This window comes from Kitasatospora sp. NPDC001095 (genome assembly GCF_053598615.1).
In genome coordinates this window covers 74,340-95,562 of the sequence record NZ_JBSFKQ010000014.1, presented here as the reverse complement: position 1 = coordinate 95,562, position 21,223 = coordinate 74,340, and the positions used below count along the sequence as shown (strand labels likewise).

Annotated in this window: 13 protein-coding genes; 10 read left to right on the top strand and 3 right to left on the bottom strand. The window is 74.6% G+C overall.

All coding sequences use genetic code 11. The features are described from left to right. Positions 1-10 precede the first annotated feature (10 nt). On the bottom strand, positions 11-2,764 hold the full coding sequence (locus ACWDBB_RS15480) for a flippase-like domain-containing protein (protein WP_449790051.1): 2,754 nt from the start codon (positions 2,762-2,764) through the stop codon (positions 11-13). A 136-nt stretch (positions 2,765-2,900) separates the two neighbouring features. Between ACWDBB_RS15480 and ACWDBB_RS15475 the strand changes: the two genes are divergently transcribed. From ACWDBB_RS15475 to ACWDBB_RS15460, 4 genes are all read left to right on the top strand, one after another. Next, complete coding sequence (locus tag ACWDBB_RS15475; RefSeq protein ID WP_449790050.1) at positions 2,901-3,254, top strand: MGMT family protein; 354 nt, start codon at positions 2,901-2,903, stop codon at positions 3,252-3,254. A 44-nt stretch (positions 3,255-3,298) separates the two neighbouring features. Continuing rightward, positions 3,299-6,697, top strand: a complete 3,399-nt coding sequence (locus ACWDBB_RS15470) for an ATP-dependent helicase (protein WP_449790049.1) — start codon at positions 3,299-3,301, stop codon at positions 6,695-6,697. A 91-nt stretch (positions 6,698-6,788) separates the two neighbouring features. Then, positions 6,789-10,064, top strand: a complete 3,276-nt coding sequence (locus ACWDBB_RS15465; protein ID WP_449790048.1) for a UvrD-helicase domain-containing protein — start codon at positions 6,789-6,791, stop codon at positions 10,062-10,064. A gap of 191 nt (positions 10,065-10,255) precedes the next feature. After that, on the top strand, positions 10,256-11,470 hold the full coding sequence (locus ACWDBB_RS15460) for a PP2C family protein-serine/threonine phosphatase (protein ID WP_449790047.1): 1,215 nt from the start codon (positions 10,256-10,258) through the stop codon (positions 11,468-11,470). Between the two features lie 15 nt (positions 11,471-11,485). Here ACWDBB_RS15460 and ACWDBB_RS15455 read toward each other — a convergent pair whose 3' ends face one another. Then, positions 11,486-12,457 (bottom strand): endonuclease/exonuclease/phosphatase family protein, encoded by a 972-nt coding sequence (locus ACWDBB_RS15455; protein ID WP_449790046.1) that lies wholly within the window; start codon positions 12,455-12,457, stop codon positions 11,486-11,488. Positions 12,458-12,536: 79 nt separating this feature from the next. On the opposite strand from ACWDBB_RS15455, the gene ACWDBB_RS15450 reads away from it, so the two are divergent. The 6 genes from ACWDBB_RS15450 to ACWDBB_RS15425 all read left to right on the top strand — a co-directional run bounded on the left by ACWDBB_RS15450 (position 12,537) and on the right by ACWDBB_RS15425 (position 20,639). Further along, positions 12,537-13,163, top strand: a complete 627-nt coding sequence (locus tag ACWDBB_RS15450) for a PadR family transcriptional regulator (protein ID WP_449790045.1) — start codon at positions 12,537-12,539, stop codon at positions 13,161-13,163. A 70-nt stretch (positions 13,164-13,233) separates the two neighbouring features. Further along, entirely contained in the window at positions 13,234-13,998 is a 765-nt protein-coding gene (locus tag ACWDBB_RS15445; RefSeq protein WP_449790044.1) for an ABC transporter ATP-binding protein, read from the top strand. Further along, positions 13,995-16,835, top strand: a complete 2,841-nt coding sequence (locus ACWDBB_RS15440; protein WP_449790043.1) for an ABC transporter permease — start codon at positions 13,995-13,997, stop codon at positions 16,833-16,835. The genes ACWDBB_RS15445 and ACWDBB_RS15440 overlap by 4 nt, the downstream gene beginning before the upstream one ends. A 217-nt stretch (positions 16,836-17,052) precedes the next feature. Beyond that, on the top strand, positions 17,053-18,456 hold the full coding sequence (locus tag ACWDBB_RS15435; RefSeq protein WP_449790042.1) for a dipeptidase: 1,404 nt from the start codon (positions 17,053-17,055) through the stop codon (positions 18,454-18,456). Positions 18,457-18,580: 124 nt separating this feature from the next. Beyond that, positions 18,581-19,522, top strand: a complete 942-nt coding sequence (gene nudC / locus ACWDBB_RS15430) for an NAD(+) diphosphatase (RefSeq protein WP_449790041.1) — start codon at positions 18,581-18,583, stop codon at positions 19,520-19,522. Positions 19,523-19,799: 277 nt separating this feature from the next. After that, positions 19,800-20,639 (top strand): GntR family transcriptional regulator, encoded by an 840-nt coding sequence (locus ACWDBB_RS15425; RefSeq protein ID WP_449790040.1) that lies wholly within the window; start codon positions 19,800-19,802, stop codon positions 20,637-20,639. A gap of 87 nt (positions 20,640-20,726) precedes the next feature. Here the strand turns inward: ACWDBB_RS15425 and ACWDBB_RS15420 are convergent, their stop codons facing one another. Further along, positions 20,727-20,984, bottom strand: coding sequence for a mycoredoxin (locus ACWDBB_RS15420; protein WP_329928084.1), 258 nt, complete (start codon positions 20,982-20,984; stop codon positions 20,727-20,729). Positions 20,985-21,223: the final 239 nt, after the last annotated feature.

Below are 21,223 nucleotides of genomic sequence, written 5' to 3'. Positions count from 1 at the left end.
CCGGGGCGGCTCAGAGCGCGTTCTTGCGCTGGAGCACGTTGTAGGCGATCCAGCCGGGGATCACCGGCAGCCAGAAGGTGAGCGCCCGGTAGAGGAAGACCGCCGGGGTGGCGACCGCGGGGGAGACGTCGGCGACGGTCAGGGCGCCGATCAGGGCGACCTCGACCGGGCCGATGCCGCCGGGGGTGGGGATCGCCGAGCCGGCCGCGTTGGCGGTCAGGAAGACCACCGCGACGGCCGAGAAGCTGACGTCCCCGCCGAAGGCCTGCACCGAGAAGTCCAGGCAGGCGGTGAAGGAGAGGGTCAGCAGCAGGATGCCGCCGAAGCCGGTGACCAGCTTGCTGGGCGTCTGCATCAGGTCGAGCATCCGCGGCACCACGCCGAAGAACAGCGAGCGCAGCCGGCCCAGCACGAACCGGCGCAGCGGCGCGACGGCGGCCACCACCAGGGCGAGCACGGCGGCGGACAGCACGCCGATGATCACCGCGCGGGAGGCGGAGAGGTCCCCGTTGGTCTGGCTGCCGGTGATCAGGCCGAAGCTGAACAGCAGCAGCAGGTGCCCGGCCAGGCCCGCCAGCTGGGAGGCGCCGACCGAGGCGACCGCCTGGCCGGAGCGGATGCCGGCCTTCTGCAGGTAGCGGGTGTTGAGCGCGATGCCGCCGATCGCGGCGGGGGCGACCAGCTTGACGAAGGAGCCGGCCAGCTGGGCGGCGACGGTGCGCCGGAACGGCAGCCGCTCGGGGACGAAGCCGGTCAGGCTCATCGAGGCGGCCACGTAGCTGAAGGCGGCGGCGAGCAGCGCGGCCGCGGCCCAGGCCCAGTTCATCTGGGAGAGCTTCAGCTGGGCCGGCTTGATGGTGGTCAGCGCCAGGTAGGCGGCGAAGGTGAGCGCGATGACCATGATCAGGGTCTTCGGCTTCAGCCGTTCCAGCTTGGCCGGGGCCATCGGGGCCTCGGGGGCGATCTGGAGGATCTGGCCGCGGATGCGGCTCAGCAGGTCCTCGCCGGCCGCCGCGATGTCCTCCTCCGCCTGCTGCTGGGTGCGCTCGCCGGCCGCGACCTGCTCCAGCGCCCTGGCCCGGGCGGCGGTCTTGCGCTCCTTGGTGAGCTTGGCGAGGTCGACCCGAGTGGAGCGGCTCATCCCGACCGGCTGGAGCAGCGGCAGCGCCTGCGCCACCCGGTCGGCGCCGAGCACCGCGTTGGCGGTGGCGACGGCCCGCTCCGGGCCGATCCGCAGCGCGAAGGTGGTGAGCAGCTGGGCGACGTCGATCCGCAGCGTCAGGTCGGTGGCGGCGATGTCGCCGCCGGAGAGGTTGACCAGGCAGCCGGACCGCTCGTCCACCACCAGCAGCGACTCGCCGGTGAGCCGGCGGTGGGCGATCCGACGCTCGTGCAGGGCGGCCACCGACTGCCAGATCGAGGCCATCACCCGGTCGGTGACCTCCTCGTCGGCCAGCTCGTCCAGGGTGCGGCCCTCGACGTTCTCGTACACCAGGATCGCGGCGTCCGGGCCGAGCTCGGAGGTGGCGACCAGCTGCGGCGCGCGGGCGCCCGAGGCGGCCGCGGCGTACGCGATCAGGGCCTCCTGCTCCAGCGCCTGGCGCAGCGACTGGGGGCTGCGGCGCACCGCGACCGAGCGCAGCCGCAGCCGCCGCCAGGCCCGGTAGAAGAAGCCGGAGGCCTGCTGCTCGCGGTCGATGATGTGGACGTCCAGCTGGGGCCCGGCCTGCTGGGTGACGTGGTAGCGGCGGGTGCCGCCGGGGGCGTCGGGGGCGCGCACGGCGCCGGCCGGGGTGAAGCCGACCTTGCGCAGGCCGATCATCAGGTGCTGGCCGGTGGGCCGGATGTTGGGGGAGCCGATCGCGTACAGCGTGCCGTAGGCGACGGACCAGCCGATCAGCACGGTGAGCAGCAGCGACATCGGGGTGGTGTAGCCGCCGAGCAGCTCGGTGACGCCGCTGAAGACGACCACCACCCACAGGGCGACCCGCCAGCGCGGTCTGCTGGACATGCCGACGGCGGTCATGTAGGCGATCACCGGGGCGAGGTAGCCGTGCACCGGGTCGGTGAGGGTGCCGTTGCTGTCCATCGGCAGCCGGGTCAGCGCGTCCCTGATGTGCTCGGAGGCGCCCTCGGCCACCCACCAGTCGATGCCGAGCGAGACGCCGTACGCCAGCACCGAGGCGAGCACGCCGTCGGCGACCCGCAGGCCGTCGCGTTTGATCAGCCGCTCGACGGCGAAGGCCAGCGGCACGGCGAGCACCGCGACGCTGGAGAGCAGGCCGGTGATGGTGGAGAACACCGCGGAGAAGTGCGGCGCGTTGGAGGCGATGTCCTGCTCGATGCCGGTGGTGGTCGAGGTGGCGATGCCGGCCAGCACGAAGACGGCGACGATCCCGAGGACGCCGGCCAGGAATCGGATCAGGTCGGACGGGCGGTGCGCGCGGGCGGCGAGCAGCGGCTCGTCGACGTCCAGGTGCGGGGCGTCGTCCAGGGCCTCGTGGTCCTCGGGCGGGGCGGCGGGGGCCTGCGGGCCCCGCGCGGCCGCCGGCTCCGGGGCCGCGGTGGTCTCGACCGGGGGCGGGCCGGGCTGTCCGGGGGCCTTCGCTGGTGCGGGGGTCTTGATCGTCCGGTCCTTGATCAGGGAGACTTCCGGCGTCGGCCCCGGTTCGGGCCGGCCCTCGTTCTCGTTCCCGGGCGGCGGCACGGCGGTGGTGGACTCGTCGGAGTCCTTGTCCACGCCCACGTCAGCCGTCCCGGTCATCTGGTCTTGTCCTCGTATCACCACTCACCGCCCCGGAAGATGGTGGCATGCCCCGGCGTCCCGTGCGGGACAGGGGGCGGATCGGGCGCGGCGCATCCTTCCTTGCGGGGCCGCGGATGCGCCCCCGTAAGGAAGGATGCCGCAGGTGACGGACGCAACACACGAAGGCCTTCCGGATGCCCTGCCACCCTTCGTCGAACTGGTGCTCGACCTGACCGAGCGGATTCCACCCGGCAGGGTGATGACCTACGGCGACGTCGCCGAATACCTCGGCCAGGGCGGCCCCCGACAGGTCGGCCGGGTGATGGCCCTGTACGGCGGCTCCGTGCCCTGGTGGCGGGTCATCCGCGCGGACGGCCGCCTGCTGCCCGGCCACGAGCAACGCGCCCTCGCCCACTACGGCGACGAGGGCACCCCACTGCGCGAACTCGCCGACCCGCCCCGGGTCGACCTCGAACGGGCCCGCTGGGACGGCCGGGAAAGTCGCTGAAACCGCCGCACGGATCGGATTGACGGGGCAGGATCGTAGGCTCGATGCGGGCGGACCCACCGCGGGCCCGCCCCCGCCGTGCCCCACCGCCCGACCCCAGGACCAAGTACGTGAGCTCCCCCTACCGGCTCGTGCGCAGCCCGCTCGTCCAGCCCGACCCACCCGTGCTGGACGCCTACCAGCGCGCCGTGGTCGAGCACGCCGGCGGGCCGCTGCTCGTCCTGGCCGGGCCGGGCACCGGCAAGACCACCACACTCGTCGAAGCCGTCGCGCGGCGGATCGAGAACGGCACCGACCCCGAGCGGATCCTCGTCCTCACCTTCAGCCGCAAGGCCGCCACGGAACTGCGCGACCGGATGTCCGGCCGCCTCGGCGGCTCGGCCGCCGCCCCGCAGGCCACCACCTTCCACTCCTTCTGCTACGCCCTGCTGCGCGCCCACCAGGACCCGCGGGACTACGCCGAGCCGCTGCGGCTGCTCTCCGGCCCCGAGCAGGACGTCATGGTCCGCGAACTGCTGGCCGGCGGCGCCGAGGACGCCAGGCTCGGCAACTCCCGCATCCGGTGGCCGCTGGACCTGCGGGCCTGCCTCACCACCCGCGGCTTCGCCGACGAGGTCCGCGCCGTCCTCGCCCGCAGCCGCGAACTCGGCCTCGGCGAAGCCGAACTGGAACGCTTCGCCCAGGGCGTCCAGCGCCCCGACTGGGCCGCCGCCGCGCACTTCCTGGCCGACTACCTCGACGTCCTCGACCTGCGCGGCGTCCTCGACTACGCCGAACTCGTCCACCGCGCCGTCCTCCTCGCCGAACGCCCCGACGTCGGCGAGGAACTGCGGCAGCGCTACGACGTCGTCTTCGTCGACGAGTACCAGGACACCGACCCCTCCCAGGTCCGGCTGCTGCGCAGGCTGGCCGGCGGCGGACGCGACCTCGTCGCCGTCGGCGACCCGGACCAGTCGATCTACGCCTTCCGCGGCGCCGACATCAACGGCATCCTCGACTTCCCGCAGACCTTCCGGCAGGCCGACGGCAGCCCCGCCGAGGTCAAGGTGCTCAGGGTCTCCCGCCGCTCCGGCGCCGTCCTGCTCGCCGCCTCCCGGGAAATCGCCCGCCGGATGCCGATGGGCCGGCTGCCCGCCGACAAGCTCGCCCAGCACCGCGCCCTGCTGCCCTCCCGCGAGGGCGGCCGGGTCGAGGTCTACACCTACCCGACCCCCGGCGCCGAACTCGACTCGATCGCCGACCTGCTGCGCCGCGCCCACCTGGAGGACGGCGTCCCCTGGGGCGAGATGGCCGTGCTCGTCCGGGCCGGCGCCCGCTCCATCCCCGGCGTACGGCGGGCACTCGGCGCGGCCGGCGTCCCGCTGGAGATCGACGGCGACGACCTGCCGCTGCGCGAGGAACCCGCCGTCGCCCAGCTGCTGCTCGCCCTGCGGGTCTGCGCCGAGCAGGCCGCCCGGGACAAGCAGGGCGACCCCGACGCCCCCGACCCGCTCACCACCGAACTGGCACACGCACTGCTCACCGGCCCGCTCGGCGGCCTCGACGGCTCCGACCTGCGCCGCCTCGGCCGCGCCCTGCGCGAGGAGGAACGCGCCGCGCTGCGCGCCGACGCCAAGGCCCGCCCCGGCCCCGCCGCCGCCCCGCGCCCGGCCGCCGAGCTGATCCGCGAGGCCCTCGCCGAACCCGAGCGCCTCGTCGCCCTCGACCCCGCGCACGCCCGCCGCGCCCGCGACCTCGGCACCCTGCTGCGCAAGGTCCGCGAACAGCTGGCCGGCGGCTGCACCGCCGAGGAGGCCCTGTGGGAACTGTGGGACGGCAGCCGCCGCTGGCGCGAGCGCCTGGAACGCGCCGCCCTGCGCGGCGGCGCGGCCGGCCGCAACGCCGACCGCGACCTGGACGCGCTGTGCGCCCTGTTCGAGACCGCCGCCCGCGCCGAGGAACAGGTCACCGGCCACCGCAGCGCCCTGGACCTGCTCGCCGAACTCGAAGCCCAGGACATCGCCGCCGACACCCTCACCGTCCGTGCCGTGCGTCCCGAGGCCGTACGGCTGATGACCGCCCACCGCTCCAAGGGCCTGGAGTGGCGCCTGGTCGTCGTCGCCGGCGTCCAGGACGGCCTCTGGCCCGACCTGCGCCGCCGCGGCTCCCTGCTGGAGGCCGACCGGATCGGCCGCGACGGCCTCGCCGAACCGCTCTCCCCCGGCGCCCTGCTCGGCGAGGAGCGCCGCCTCTTCTACGTCGCCGCGACCCGCGCCAGGGAACGGCTGATCGTCACCGCCGTCAAGGCCCCCGCCGACGACGGCGACGAGCCCTCCCGCTTCCTGCGCGAGCTCTACCGCGAGGACATCGACCCCAGGACCGGCAGGGTGGTGCGCCGCACCCCGCCGGTCACCGTCGAGGACGTCACCCACCGCCCCCGCCGCCCGCTGTCCGTCGCCGCCCTCGTCGCCGAACTGCGCGCCGTCACCGTCGACCCCGCCCGCTCGCCCGAACTGCGCCGCGCCGCCGCCGAACGGCTCGCCACCCTCGCCGCCGCCACCGACGAGGACGGGCTGCCGCTGGTGCCCGCCGCCCACCCCGAACGCTGGTGGGGCCTGGACGACCCGACCTCCGCGCCCGAACCGCTGCGCAGCGCCGACGCGCCCGTCCGGCTGTCCGGCAGCGGACTGGAACAGCTGGAGAGCTGCTCCCTGCAGTGGTTCCTGGACAAGGAGGTCAAGGCACGCGGCGCGGGCTCGGCCGCCCAGGGCTTCGGCAACGTGGTGCACGCCCTCGCCGACGAGGTCGGCTCCGGCCGCACCCCCGCCGACCTCGCCGTGCTCATGGAACGGCTGGACACCGTCTGGGACGCCCTGGCCTTCGACGCGCCCTGGAAGTCCCAACAGGAGAAGACCGAGGCCCGCGCCGCCCTGGAGCGCTTCCTCAACTGGCACGTCCTGGAACGCGGCCGCGACCTCGTCGCCACCGAGCACGGCTTCGACGTCACCCTCGACGTCGGCGGGGTCGCGGTGCGCATCCGCGGCTCGATGGACCGGGTCGAGAAGGACGCGGCCGGACGCGCCTACGTCGTCGACTTCAAGACCGGCAAGCAGATACCCGCCGACAAGTCGCTGCCCGAGCACAAGCAGCTCGCCGTCTACCAGCTCGCCGTCCGGGCCGGCGCCCTGAACGAGCTGCCCGGCTTCACCGCGCACCCGCCCGACACCGGCGGCGCCGAACTCGTCCACCTGCGCGAGCCCGCCGCCAAGGCCGCCCGGGACACCCCCAAGGTGCAGCGCCAGGAGCCGCCCCAGGGCGAGCCCTGGATCGAGAACCTGCTCGCCGAGGCCGCCGGGAAGGTCCTCGCCGAGCGCTTCGTCCCGCAGACCGGCGGCGGCTGCGACCGCTGCGCCTTCCGCCGCAGCTGCTCCGCCCAGCGCGACGGCACCCAGCTGGTCGAGTAGCCGGCCGGGCACCGTCGACACCGCCGGTCGGACAGCGCACCCGGGCACCGGCGAGGCGAAGCTTGTCCGTCGCTCCGGTTACGGTTGCGGGGTGACCGCCGTGCTCAGCCATCCCGACCAGCTCAAGGAGCTGCTGGGGATCCCGTTCAACCGGGAGCAGATGGCGGCCATCGCGGCCCCCCTCGAACCGGCCGTGATCGTGGCCGGCGCCGGCTCCGGCAAGACCACGGTGATGGCCGCCCGGGTGGTCTGGCTGGTCGGCTCCGGCGCCGTACGGCCCGAGGAGGTGCTCGGCCTCACCTTCACCAACAAGGCCGCCGCCGAACTCTCCGAACGGGTCCGCGCCTCGCTGCTGCGCGCCGGCGTCGCCGACCGGGACGCCGCCGAGCCGCTCGGAGACCCGGAGATCTCCACCTACCACGCCTTCGCCGGCCGCCTGCTCAAGGAGCACGGCCTGCGGATCGGCGTCGAACCGGACGTCCGGCTGCTCGCCGACGCCACCCGCTTCCAGCTCGCCGCCAAGGTGCTGCGCACCGCCCGCGGCCCCTTCCCCGCGCTCACCGGCACCTTCGCCAACCTGGTCGCCGACCTCACCGCACTGGACGGCGAACTCGCCGAGCACCTGGTCGAACCGCAGACCCTGCGCGAGTACGACGAGGGTCTGCTGGACACCCTCGCCACCGTCAAACTGACCAACGACGACCTGCGGGCCGTCCCGGCCACCGCCCGGGCCCGGCTGGAGCTGCTGAGCCTGGTCGAGGACTACCGGCGCCGCAAGCTCTCCGCCGGGCTGATGGACTTCGGCGACCAGATCGCCGCCGCCGCCCGCCTCGCCCAGCAGCGCCCCGAGGTCGGCGAGCTGCTGCGCGGCCAGTTCAAGGTGGTGCTGCTGGACGAGTACCAGGACACCTCCGTCGCCCAGCGGCTGATGCTCGCCGGCCTGTTCGGCGCCGGCCCCGCCACCTCCCCCACGGGCGGCGGCAGCGGCCACCCGGTGACCGCCGTCGGCGACCCCTGCCAGGCGATCTACGGCTGGCGCGGCGCCTCGGTGGCCAACCTCGACGAGTTCCCCCGGCACTTCCCGAAGGCCGACGGCCGCCCCGCCGACCGCTACGCGCTCAGCGAGAACCGCCGCAGCGGCGGCCGGCTGCTCGCCTTCGCCAACGAACTCGCCGCCCCGCTGCGGGAGATGCACGAGGGCGTCGAGGCGCTGCGCCCCGCCCCCGGCGCCGAGCAGGACGGCTTCGTGCGCGCGGCGCTGCTGCCCACCCACGCCGAGGAGATCGACTGGCTGGCCGACTCGGTCGCCCACCTGGTGCGCACCGGCACCGCGCCCGGCCGGATCGCCGTGCTGTGCCGCGGCGGCGCGGCCTTCCCCGACATCCACGCCGCGCTGGTCGCCCGGGAGGTGCCGGTCGAGGTGGTCGGCCTCGGCGGGCTGCTGCAGCTGCCCGAGGTGGCCGACCTGGTCGCGGTCTGCGAGGTGCTGCAGGACCCGACCGCCAATGCCGCGCTGGTGCGCCTGCTGATCGGCCCGCGCTGGCGGATCGGCCCGCGCGACCTCGCCCTGCTCGGCCGCCGGGCCGCCGACCTGGTGCGCACCGACCGGCCCGAGGGCGTCGAGGCGCTGGCCGCCGCCGTCGCCGAGGCCGACCCGACCGAGGTGGTCTCGCTGGCCGACGCGGTGGAGACCTTCCTCGAAGCCCCGTCCGGTGAGCAGGGGAAGACCGACGAGCTGCCGTTCTCCGCCGAGGCGCGGGTGCGCTTCGCCCGGCTCGCCGCCGAGCTGCGCGACCTGCGCCGCTCGCTCGCCGACCCGCTGATGGACGTGCTGCACCGGGTGCTGTCCGTCACCGGCCTGGAGGTCGAACTCGCCGCCTCCCCGCAGGCCCTGGCCGCCCGGCGGCGGGAGACCCTGCACGCCTTCCTGGACGTCGCCGCCTCCTTCGCCGACCTCGACGGCGACCCGGGCCTCGCCGCCTTCCTCGGCTTCCTGCGCGCCGCCCAGGAGTACGAGCGCGGCCTGGACAGCAGCCTGCCCGGCGGCGAGGACACCGTGAAGGTGCTCACCGCCCACAAGTCCAAGGGCCTGGAGTGGGACGTGGTCGCCGTCCCCGGCCTGGTACGGGGCGCATTCCCGTCATCGAGCCCGCGCGAACGCTGGACGAGCACCAAGCGGGTGCTTCCGCACGCCCTGCGCGGCGACGCCGAAACCCTGCCCGACGTGCGCGGCGGCTGGAACGGGAAGTCGATGACGGCGTTCCGCAAGGAGCTCGCCGAGCACTCCGCCGTCGAGGAACTGCGCCTGGGCTACGTGGCGTTCACCCGGCCCCGGTCGCTGCTGCTGGCCTCCGGGCACTGGTGGGGGCCGAGCCAGAAGACCGTCCGCGGCCCGTCCGCCTTCCTGGAGCAGCTGCGCGAGCACTGCGAGCGGCCCGGCGCCGGCGAGGTCGAGCACTGGGCCGAGCAGCCGGAGAAGGGCGCCGAGAACCCGGCACTCGCCGCCCCCGTCGAACACCCCTGGCCGCTGCCGCTGGACCCGGCCGCCCAGCACGCCCGCCGCCGCGTCGCCGAGGTGGTGCGCTCGCGCGTGGCCGGGGCGGTGACCCGCCCGTCCGCCTCCGGGCCCTCGGGCCAGGCGCAGGGCGGGCCGGAGGAGATGGCCCCCGAGGACCAGCGCCAGGTCGCCTCCTGGGACCGCGACCTGACCGCGCTGCTGGGCGAGTTGGAGCGCTCCCGGCGCACCGCCCGGGACGTGCCGCTGCCCGCCGCGCTGTCCGCCACCCAGCTGCTGCGCCTGGCCGCCGACCCGGACGGCTTCGCCCACGAGCTGGCCCGCCCGATGCCGCGCCCGCCGCAGCCGGCGGCCCGGCGCGGCACCCGCTTCCACGCCTGGGTGCAGTCCCGCATCGAGCCGCTGCTGCTGGTCGAGCCCGGCGCGCTGCCCGGCGCCGACGATGACGGCATCGAGGACGAGCAGGACCTGGAGCGGCTCAAGGAGGCGTTCCTGCGCACCCCGTACGCGCAGCGCAAGCCCCACCGGGTGGAGGCGCCGTTCCAGCTGGTGCTGGCGGGCCGGGTGGTGCGGGGCCGGATCGACGCCGTCTACCGGGAAGATGACGGGTTGTCGGAATCCGGTGGTGCGTCACGCTACGAAGTGGTGGACTGGAAGACCCACCGGGAGGAGACCGCCGACCCGTTGCAGCTCGCGGTCTACCGGCTGGCCTGGGCCGAGCACGCGGGCGTCGATCCCGAGCAGGTCACGGCTTCGTTCCTGTACGTCCGCAGCGGCCGGATCGTCCGTCCGACAGGACTTCCCGGCCGAAAAGAGTTGGAACGGCTCCTGATCGGGAACAGTGACTATTGAGTCACGCAGAGCATCCAAGTCATCACGCCAGTGCCCGAAACCTGTGCGTCGTGCACGTTTCGCGCCTATTGTGGGGTCGGTAACCGGTCAACCCCCGTGCTCCGGCCGCCAGCGAGGCCCGCATTCCCTGACCCTCAGTCATCACCGCAGGTGCCCCCGGGCATCGGCGTCTTCTGCTGGAGAGACCGAAGTTGAGCGCGACCGGATGGATCAGAGAGCGGTTCACCGGGCCGACACCGGGGCCCGCTCCGGGCGCGACCGGCACCTGGCCGAGGACGGCGCTGTCGCTGCCGTTCATCGGCATGGTGCTGATCGTCGCCCTCGACTACCTCAGCGGCACCGAGGTGACGGTCGAACCGGCCCTCACCGCCGTGCCCGCGCTGGCCGCCGTGGTCAGCCGCCGAACCTGGTACCCGCTCGCCATCGGTCTGGGCACCGAGGCGGCGGCCTTCCTGATGGCCTTCCGCAGCGACACGCTCGGCGAGTCCGTGCACGCCGCCAGCGTCTTCGCGATCCTGCTCGTCGCCGCGATCGGCTGGGTCAGCGCCACCCTGAGGCTGCGCCAGGAGCAGGCGCTCGCCGACGCCCAGCTGGTCGCCTCGATCGCCCGCAGGGTGCTGCTGCGGCCCGTCCCCGAGCGGGTCGGCACCGTCCGGGCCGCCGTCCACTACGAGGCCGCCGCCGCACACGCCCGGATCGGCGGCGACCTCTACGAGGTGGTCAACACCCGGCACGGGGTGCGGGCCGTGGTCGGTGACGTCCGCGGCAAGGGCCTCGGCGCGGTGGAGACGGCCGCCGCCGTTCTCGGCGCCTTCCGCGAGGCCGCCCACCAGGAGGCCGCCCTGGACCGGGTGGCCGGCTGGCTGGCCGTCAGCCTCGACCGCGCCCTTCACGAGAACGACCACCCGGGCGTGGAGGAGGAGTTCGTCACCCTGGTGCTGATCGGCGTCGGGCCCGACGGTGCCGCGGAGATCGTCAACTGCGGCCACCCCGCCCCGCTGCTGCTGCGCGGCGGCGAGGTCAGCGCGCTCGAACTCGCCGAGACCGTACCGCCCCTGGGCGTCCTCGACCCGGCCGACGTCCGCCCGCCGGTGCACCGGCTGCCGCTCCAGGGCGACGACCGGGTGCTGCTGTTCACCGACGGGGTGATCGAGGCCCGCGACCGCGCGGGCGTCTTCTACCCGCTCGCCGAACGCTTCCCGCGCTGCGCCGACGGCCGCCCGGCCGACGTCCTGCGGCGCCTGCACGAGGACGTGGTGCGCCACGTCGGGCGCCAGCTCGGCGACGACGCGGCCATGCTGCTGCTCCAGTTCGACCCCCCGCCCGCGTTCGGGCCGGAGGTGCCCAGGGCCGCCGCCACTGCCGTCCAACTCCCCCAGCAGGGCGGAATCCTGACGCCCCAGTAGGGCGCCGGTCCCGTCCTACAGCGACACCTCGACCAGCAGCGGGCGGTGGTCCGACACCGCCGCCCGCGGCGCCGCCACCGGGCCGACCGCCGCGCGCGGCACCCCGATCGCCAGCACGTGGTCGAACTGCACCGCCGGCCGGTGCGAGGGGTAGGTCGGCGTACGCGCCAGGTCGTACCAGCCCTGCAGGCGCGGCCGCGGCTCACGCACCCGGCGCCGGCGCGGCTCGGCCGGCGAGGGCCGGGCCCGCCGGGCCGCCCGCAGCTCCCGCACCCGGGCCCGCGGCGCGGTGCGCTCCAGCGCCGTCGCCCCGCCGAGCACCGTGCGCGGCACCGCGCCGACCAGGTTGAAGTCGCCCAGCACCAGGTACGGCTGGGGCAGGTCGGCGATCCAGCGCCGGATGCCGGCTAGTTGCGCCATGTTCCAGCCGGGGACGAACGACAGGTGCGCCGCCACCACGGTGAACGGCCCGCGCTCGCCCTCCAGGACGGCCGCCAGCGCCGCCCGGGGCTCGTCCGGCACCGGGGTCAGGCCGCGCCGCCCGGCCACCCGCAGCGGCAGCCCGAACGGCGCCGGGGCGAACCGTCGGGCCCGCCAGTGCCGCACCGGAAGCCTCGTCAGCAGCGCCGTCCCGTAGGAGGGCGGGGCGCCGTCGCCCGTCTCGTCCGGCCCGTACACCCGCAGGGCGCCCGGCTCGGACGGCTCCCTGACCCAGCCCGCCACCGGCGCCGGGCGGCCGTGCAGCGCGGCGGCGAAGCGCCAGTCCTTGGCGCCCATCGCCGCGGCCGCCACCGCCGCCTGGTCGGTGCCGCCGGAGCGCGCCTGGTGCCGGTCCACCTCCTGGAGGGCCAGCACGTCGGCGTCCAGCGCGGCCACCGCCTCGGCCAACGGCCCGCCGGCGTCGGACGGGTAGGGCCGCGGGCCGCCGTCCGGGGCGAGCGGCTGGCCGTGCAGGAGATTGAAGGTGGCGATGCGCAACTGGCTCACACCGCACGACGGTACCCGCTCCCCGGGGCGGGCGGGCCCGGCTTGAGGCGCCAGGGCATACCGGGTATACATACTCGGTATGTCCATTCGTCACGGTCTGCTCGCCCTGCTCGACCAGGGCCCGCGCTACGGCTACCAGCTGCGCACCGAGTTCGAGGCGCGCACCGGCGCCACCTGGCCGCTCAACGTCGGACAGGTCTACACCACGCTGTCGCGGCTGGAACGCGACGGACTGGTCGAGCCCGCGGGGGAGGACGACGAGGGCCACCAGTTCTACGCCGCCACCGACGCCGGCCGGGAGGAACTGCGCACCTGGTTCGACACCCCGGTGCCCAGGACCAACCCGCCGCGCGACGAACTGGCGATCAAGCTCGCCATGGCGGTGACCGTCCCCGGGGTGGACGTCTCCGCCGTCGTCCAGGGCCAGCGCCGGCACAGCATCAAGGCGCTCCAGGACTACACCCGGCTCAAGGGCCGCGCCCTCGCGGGCGAGACGCGCCCCGGCGCGGTGCCCTCCGCCAGCAACGACCTGGCCTGGCTGCTCGTCCTCGACCAGCTCATCTTCCAGACCGAAGCGGAGATCCGCTGGCTCGACCACTGCGAGACCCGGCTCGCCCAGCAGGCCGAACTCCTGCAGACCCGCACCGCCGAGGCGGCCGCCGACGGTGCCGCGCCCGCCAGGCGCGGCCGCCGCCTGCGCACCTGATCCCCGCGGTACCCGAACCACCAGGCTCGGACCCGACTCCGAGCGCACACCCAGCACAAGGGGGGAATTCGTGTCCCACACCCAAGAGGCCCGGCAGACGCCGGTGCTCCACCTGGAGAACGTCACCCGCGTCCACGGCCAGGGCGCCGCCGAGGTCCAGGCCCTGCGCGGCGTCGACCTCAAGGTCCACCCCGGCGAGTTCGTCGCCGTCATGGGCCCCTCCGGCTCCGGCAAGTCGACCCTGCTCACCCTGGCCGGCGGCCTGGACACCCCCAGCAACGGCCGGGTCCTCGTCGAGGGCGTCGTTCTGGGCGAACTGAACCGCAAGAAGCTCGCCCAGGTCCGCCGCCGCTCCGTCGGCTACGTCTTCCAGGACTACAACCTGATTCCGGCGCTCACCGCCGCCGAGAACATCTCGCTGCCGCGCGAACTCGACGGGCTGTCCGCCCGCGCCGCCCGCCGCGAGGCCCTCGCCGCCCTGGAGGAGCTCGGCATCCCCGAACTCGCCGACCGCTTCCCCGACGACATGTCCGGCGGCCAGCAGCAGCGCGTCGCCATCGCCCGCGCCCTGATCGGCGACCGCCGCCTCGTCCTCGCCGACGAACCCACCGGCGCCCTCGACTCCACCACCGGCGAAGCCGTCCTCGCCGTCCTGCGTGCCCGCTGCGACGCCGGCGCCGCCGCGATGATGGTCACCCACGAGGCCCGGCACGCCGCCTGGGCCGACCGCGTCGTCTTCCTGCGCGACGGCCGGATGGTCGACGAGTCCACCAGCCAGGACGCCGCCAGCCTGCTCGTCAGCGCCGCCGGCAACAGCCTGAAGGTGGACGAGTGAAGCTCAGCGCCTGGCGGGTGGCCCTGCGCATAGCCCGCCGCGACGCCCTGCGCGCCAAGGGCCGCAGCGCCCTCGTCATCGCCATGGTCGCCCTGCCCGTCCTCGGCGTCACCGGCGCCGACGTGGTCTTCCGCAGCGCCGAACCCACACCCGTCGAACACGCCGTGCGGGTCATGGGCCAGGCCGCCGCCGAAGTGCACATGGTCGAACGCGGCTCCTCCATCCAGCAGGCCCCCGACCCCGAAAAGGGCTCCACGATCAAGGACCCCAAGGACGACGCCAAGGGCGGCGCGGCCCCCACGTACACCCCCGCGCAGCAGCGCGCCCTCGACACCGAACCCGCCGAACTGGCCCGCCAGTTGATCCCGGGCGCCACCCTGGTGCCCGAGCTCAGCGGCCCGTTCACCGCGGCGAGCAGCACCGAGGGCCTGCTCAGCACCCGGGTCAGCGAGGCCGACCTGACCGACCCGGTCTGGCAGGGCCGCATCGACCTGCTCGGCGGCCGGGCCCCCACCGCCGACACCGAGGTCGCCGTCACCCAGGACTTCCTCAAGCGCTCCGGACTCAAGATCGGGGACAGGACCGCCGTCCGCGGCGTGGAGTCCAGCCCCTTCACCATCACCGGCGTCTACGAGTACCCCGGCGAACTGCGGGCCACCGAAGTCACCGCCCGCCCCGGCACCGTGCTCCACAAGCTCCCCGAGGACCCCGACAACCCCGGCAACGCAGACCCCACCCGCTGGCTGGTCAAACTCCCGGCCGGCGCCACCGTCGACTGGCAGAAGGTCAAGGAACTCAACGAGTACGGCTTCCAGGTCACCTCACGCGCCGTCCTGATCGACCCGCCGGCCCGCGACGACGTCCCGTACTACGTCCAGCAGAAGCAGTACGGCGGCACCAGCTACTTCAACCGGACCGACGTCGTCATCCTCGCCACCGTCGCCGGCATGGCCCTGCTGGAGATCGTCCTCCTCGCGGGCCCCGCCTTCGCCGTCGGCGCCCGGCGCTCCCGGCGCCAGCTCGGACTGCTCGCCGCCGCCGGCGGTGAACGCGCCAACGTCCGCGCGGTCGTGCTCGGCGGCGGCATCGTCCTCGGCATCACCGGCGCCGTGATCGGCCTCGGCCTCGGCATCGGCCTGGTCGCCCTGCTGCAGACCACCGCCGAGGAGCGCTCCGGCCGGCGCTTCGCCCACTTCGCCCTGCCGCCGCTCGACCTGCTCGGCATCCTCCTCGTCGGACTCGTCACCGGCCTGCTGGCCGCCGTCGTGCCCGCCGTTCAGGCCTCCCGGCAGGACGTCGTCGCCGCGCTCACCGGCCGCGACACCCTCAAGCCGCCGAGCCCCAAGCTCGCCGTCTTCGGCCTGCTGATGCTCGCCGGCGGCGCCGCCCTCGCCCTGTTCGGCGCCACCGGCGGCATCGGCAACCGCAGCTTCGCCGTCCTCGGCGGCTCGGCCATCGCCGAACTCGGCATGGTCGCCCTCGTGCCCTACCTCGTCGGCCTGTTCGGCCGGCTCGGCCGCTGGCTCACGCTCGGCCCCCGGCTCGCCCTGCGCGACTCCGTACGCCACCGCGGCCGCACCGCGCCCGCCGTCGCCGCCGTGATGGCCGCCGTCGCCGGCTCCGTCGCCGTCAGCGTCTACATGGCCAGCTTCGAGGAGCAGTACCGGCGCGAGTACGTCGCCTCCGGCCCGTCCGGAGCGGTCATCCTCGGCAGCGGCTGGCTGTCCGACGAAAAGCTGCTGCCGCAGATGCGCGAGGCCGTCGAACGCAGCATCCCCGACCTCGGCCCGCGCGCCGACGTCCAGCGCGTCGAACCCAAGGCCGACTGCGGCGCCGGCAGCTACTGCGGCTACGTCAGCGTCGAGTTGCCCAAGGAGGACCGCTGCCCGCTCATGGACTCGGAGGAGACCCTCGCCGACGCCGAGCGCGAGCGGATCCTCGGCAACGACAAGCGCTGCCGGTCCGACCAGCACTGGGGCAACCCGTACGGCCCGGTCACGGTCGGCGACGCCACCCTGCTGCGCAACCTCTACGGAATCACCGACCCGGCCGCCGGCCAGGCCCTCGCGGGCGGCAAGGCCGTCGTCTTCGACGCCCGCTTCGTCAAGGACGGCAAGACGATCGTCCGGATCACCGGTCCGAACCCCACCACGAACGACGGGAGCCGCGCGAGCAGGCCCACCCACACCGAGGTCGCCCTGGACGCCGTCCTCGCCCCCTCCTCCCCGGCCGCCCCGGCCCAGATCGTGGTCGGCCAGGACATCGTCACCCGGCTCGGCCTCAGCACCCGGCCGGCCGGTTCGGTCTGGCTGCCCGCCGCCATGCCCACGGACGGCGCCCAGCAGAAGGCCGACGGCGCGCTGGCCAAGGTCAACGACCACAACGTGCTCAAGATCGAACGCGGCTACGAGTCCCCGGCCGGACTGATCCAGTTCGGGCTGAACATCTTCGCGGCCGTCGTCGCCCTCGGCGCGGCCGGCATCGCCACCGGACTGGCCGCCGCCGACTCCCAGCGCGACCTGACCACCCTCGCCGCCGTCGGCGCCGAGCCGCGCATCCGGCGCTCGCTCTCCGGCTTCCAGTGCGGGGTGATCGCCGCCATGGGCACCCTGCTCGGCGTGGTCTGCGGCGTGGTGCCCGGCGTGGCGCTGCGCAAGGTCGAGGCCGCGGCGAACAGCTACCCGGGGATGAGCCCCGAGGAGCTCGCCAACAAGGCGGCCCTGGTCTTCCCGTGGCCCACCATCGCCGCCACCGTGCTGCTGCTGCCGGTGATCGCCGCCGCGCTCGCGGCCCTGATGACCCGCTCGCGGATCACCCTGCTGCGCCGTTCCGGCTGAGCCCCCCCCCCGGGGCGCGAGCCCGCGCCCGCTCCCTGTCACCCCCGTCCACGGCACCGCCGCGGCGGGGGTGCCGGCGGTTCGGGGGTGGCGGAGGTTCGAGGGTGACGGAGGTCGGGGTCACGGAGGTCGGGGTGACGGAGGTTACAGCCCCGACGGCGCCCGGCAGCCGGACGGCCGGGGCGGGCACCCGCACGGGCGAACTACAGTCGTCGGTATGACGAGAACCCCGGACAGCGTCGTCCGCTCCTACATCGATCAGCACCAGGCCGCCTTCCTCGCCGACCTCGCCGAGTGGCTGGCCATCCCCTCGGTCTCCGCCGACCCGGAGCGGGCCGGCGACGTGCGGCGCTCGGCCGAGTGGCTGGCCGCCAAGCTGGGCGAGACCGGCTTCCCGGTGACCGAGGTGTGGGAGACCGACGGACTGCCGGCGGTGTTCGCCGAGTGGCCCTCCGGGGACCCGTCCGCGCCGACCGTCCTGGTCTACGGGCACCACGACGTCCAGCCCGCGGCCAAGGAGGACGGCTGGGAGACCGAGCCGTTCACCCCGACCGTGGTCGACGGCCGGCTGTACGCGCGCGGCGCCGCCGACGACAAGGGCCAGGTGTTCTTCCACACCCTGGGCGTGCGCGCCCACCTCGCCGCCACCGGCCGCACCGCGCCGGCCGTCAACCTCAAGCTGCTGATCGAGGGCGAGGAGGAGTCCGGCTCGCCGAACTTCGCCGACCTGGTCCGGCGCGAGGCCGCGCGGCTGGCCGCCGACGTGGTCGTCATCTCGGACACCGGCATGTGGTCCGCGACCACGCCGACCGTCTGCACCGGCATGCGCGGCCTGGCCGACGCCCAGATCGACCTGTACGGGCCGGACACCGACATCCACTCCGGCTCCTTCGGCGGCGCCGTCCCCAACCCGGCCCAGGTCGCCGCGGAGCTGGCCGCCGCCCTGCACGACACCGACCGCAAGGTCGCGATCCCGGGCTTCTACGACGACGTCGTCGAGCTGACCGAGACCGAGCGCGAGCTGTTCGCCGAGCTGCCCTTCGACGAGGAGCAGTGGCTGAAGGTCGCCAAGTCGTACGGCACCCGCGGCGAGGCCGGCTACTCCACCCTGGAGCGGATCTGGGCCCGCCCGACCGCCGAGGTCAACGGCATCTGGGGCGGCTACACCGGCCCCGGCGGCAAGACCATCGTCCCCGCCTCGGCGCACCTCAAGCTGTCCTTCCGGCTGGTCGCCGGTCAGGAGGTGGAGAAGGTCCGCGAGGCGGTGCGGGCCTGGGTGGCCGGGCAGGTGCCCGAGGGCATCCGCCACGAGCTGGTGTTCCCCGGCGCGACCCGGCCCTGCCTGACCCCGCTGGACCACCCGGCGCTGCAGTCCACCGTCCGCGCGATGGGACGGGCCTTCGAGCAGAAGATCCTCTTCACCCGTGAGGGCGGCTCCGGCCCCGCCGCCGACCTCCAGGACGTGCTGGGCGCGCCGGTGCTGTTCCTCGGCATCTCGGTGCCCTCGGACGGCTGGCACTCGGTCAACGAGAAGGTCGAGCTGGACCTGCTGGCCAAGGGCGTGGAGACCGCCGCGTACCTCTGGGGCGACCTGGCCGAGAACTTCCGGCCGGGGGCGTGACCCCCGCAGCGCGCGCCGAGGGCGTGAGCACCACCGCGCGCACCGGGGGGACGGCCCCTGGTGCGCGCACCGAGGCCGCCAGATCACTCATCCGGATGATTCACCACGTGGGGATGGAACAGACGTGAGCACCGTGCCTGAGACCGAGCGCCCGCTGCACCTGGCACTGGCCCGGTCCGGGGTGGACCGGGCGGCCGAGCACCGTTTCGACGAGCCCTGGCTGGCGGCCGCCTGGAGCCACCCGAGCACCCGGGTCCTGCCGATCGCCGGCGGCGAGGCGTTCGTGGTCGACACCGTGCAGGGCACCGAACTCGTGCTGCTGCCCTCCTTCGAGGCGCCGCAGACCGGCGACCGGTACTTCCTCGGCACCGACGACGACGGCGTCTCGTACTTCGCGCTGGCCGGCGAGAGCCTGCCCGGGCGCCTGGACGGCGACGCCCGCCCGGCCGGGCTGCGCGAGGTCGGCGGGCTGCTGTCCGACCGGGACGCCGGGCTGCTGGTGCACGCCGTGGCGCTGGAGCACTGGCACCGGCTGCACAGCTTCTGCTCGCGCTGCGGGCACCCGACCGAGAAGGCCGGCGCCGGGCACGTGCGGCGCTGCACCTCCTGCGCGGCCGAGCACTACCCGCGCACCGACCCGGCGGTGATCATGGTGATCACCGACGAGCAGGACCGCTGCCTGCTCGGCCGCCAGGCGCTGTGGCCGGAGGGCCGCTGGTCGACGCTGGCCGGCTTCGTCGAGCCGGGGGAGTCGATCGAGCAGGCGGTGGCCCGCGAGGTGCGCGAGGAGGCGGGCGTACGGGTCGGCGAGGTGCGCTACGTCGCCAGCCAGCCCTGGCCGTTCCCGTCCAGTTTGATGCTCGGCTTCCAGGGCAAGGCGCTGCCCGGCGGCACCGAGATCACCGTGGACGGCGAGGAACTGGCCGAGGCGCGCTGGTTCTCCCGCGAGGAGCTGCGGGCCGGGATGGAGGCGGGGGAGATCCTGCCGCCGTCGGGCATCTCGATCGCCCGGCACCTGGTCGAGCTCTGGTACGGGGAGCCGCTGCCGTCGGCGGCGCGCTGGTAGCGCCGTGGGGTCCGTAGGACGCGTCGGCGGTCCCGCCGGTTCCACGGAAAGGGTGCCGGCGCGAAAGGGCCGCACGAAAGGGGGGCGCGTGGACAATTCCATGCGCCCCCGTTTTTCTCTCCAATCCCGCCCCGCATTCACCACGACCAGCTGTTCGTGTTCGGACGGGCCAGTTCTGCTACCGGGCGGGGGTCGCGCTGGCCCGTTGTCAACCCGCTCGGACGATATTGCCGGAAACCGCTGAAACCGGCTCGCCCCGCTCGCTACATTCACGAGGGTGACAATCCCCCGGGGCACCGCCCAATCCCCCAAATACCAGCGCCTCGCCGCCGACCTGCGCCGCCGGATCGCCGAAGGCGAGTTCACCGCCGACGCCGCCCTGCCGGTCGAGAGCGAACTGGAGCGCCAGTACGGCGTCGCCCGCAACACCGTCCGGCTCGCCGTCGACGTCCTGGTCAACGAGGGCCGCCTGGTCCGCCTCCAGGGCAAGGGCACCTACCTGCGCGAACACCCCGTCCTGGACCACCGCGCCTACGGGCCCAGCCCGACCTCCGCACCGCGCGACTGCCTCGCCGCGCCCTCCGCCGTCTACCTCGGCGAAGCCGCCGAAGCCGGACGGGAACTCGGCACCGACTTCGAGATGATGATCGTCCGGGCCCGGGTGGACATCGCCGAACGCCTCGGACTGCGCCCCGGCGAGGCCATCGTGGTCCGCCGCCAGCTGCGGCTGCTCGACCGCGAGCCGTACTCCATCGAGGAGAGCCACTACCGGGCCGGCCTCGCCGCCGGCACCCCGCTGATGGAACCCGACCCCGTCGAGGGCGGCGACGAAGCGGTGCTCGCCGTCCTCGGGCGCACCGAGATCGGCGCCGTGGACCACCTGGTCGCGCGGATGCCGGGCCCCGAGGAGGCCCAGTGGTTCCAGGGCGGCCCCGGCGTGCCGCTGCTGGTGCAGACCCGCGTCACCTATGACCGGCGCGGGCCCGTACGAGTCATCGAGACCCGCTACTCGGCCGACCGCAGCCGGCTCGTCTACGGCGTCGGCGACCTCGGCGCCCGCACCACCCTGCCCGCCCCCGCCGCGCCCGTCGACCCGGCCAGGGCCGACGCGCAGTGACGCGCGCCGACCCCGCCGACCCCGTCCCCGGCACGGCGGGGTCGGGGGCCGGGGACGGCCGGGCCGACCGGTCCGGGGCCGCGGGGCTCAGGCCGCCAGGGCCTTCTTGACCTGCAGCAGGCTCGGGTTCGTCATCACGACCCGCTCGCCGCCGCCGGCCGGCGTCACCAGCACCGTCGGAACGGTCTGGTTGCCGTTGTTCACCGACTCGACGAAGGACGCCGACGCCGGGTCCTCCTCGATGTTGATCTCGGTGTAGCCGATGCCTTCACGGTCCAGCTGGCTCTTGAGTCGGTTGCAGTACCCACACCAGGTCGTGCTGTACATCGTCACGGTGCCGGACATCGAGGGGGCTCCTTCGAAAGAGAGGTGCGAACGGTCTCCGGAGGGAACGCCCACCGGACGGCGGGCATTCCGGCACGCCGTCGACCGCCGCGCGGAGCGATCATCCTGCGATCGCACCGGCCCTGTGGACAACTCCGTCCGCAATGTCCCCCCGGGCTGAGAGGATGGAACGCATGCAGGAAGACCTCTTGAGCGGCAGCCCCTACGACGGCCCCCACGGCTCCCCCTGGGCCGACCCC

Coding starts and splice junctions, on each gene's coding strand:
- ACWDBB_RS15450 (WP_449790045.1), top strand. CDS start 12,537: ATGTCCATTCGTCACGGTCTGCTCGCCCTGCTCGACCAGGGCCCGCGC.
- ACWDBB_RS15475 (WP_449790050.1), top strand. CDS start 2,901: ATGCCGCAGGTGACGGACGCAACACACGAAGGCCTTCCGGATGCCCTG.
- ACWDBB_RS15435 (WP_449790042.1), top strand. CDS start 17,053: ATGACGAGAACCCCGGACAGCGTCGTCCGCTCCTACATCGATCAGCAC.
- ACWDBB_RS15470 (WP_449790049.1), top strand. CDS start 3,299: ATGCGGGCGGACCCACCGCGGGCCCGCCCCCGCCGTGCCCCACCGCCC.
- ACWDBB_RS15480 (WP_449790051.1), bottom strand. CDS start 2,764: ATGACCGGGACGGCTGACGTGGGCGTGGACAAGGACTCCGACGAGTCC.
- ACWDBB_RS15420 (WP_329928084.1), bottom strand. CDS start 20,984: ATGTCCGGCACCGTGACGATGTACAGCACGACCTGGTGTGGGTACTGC.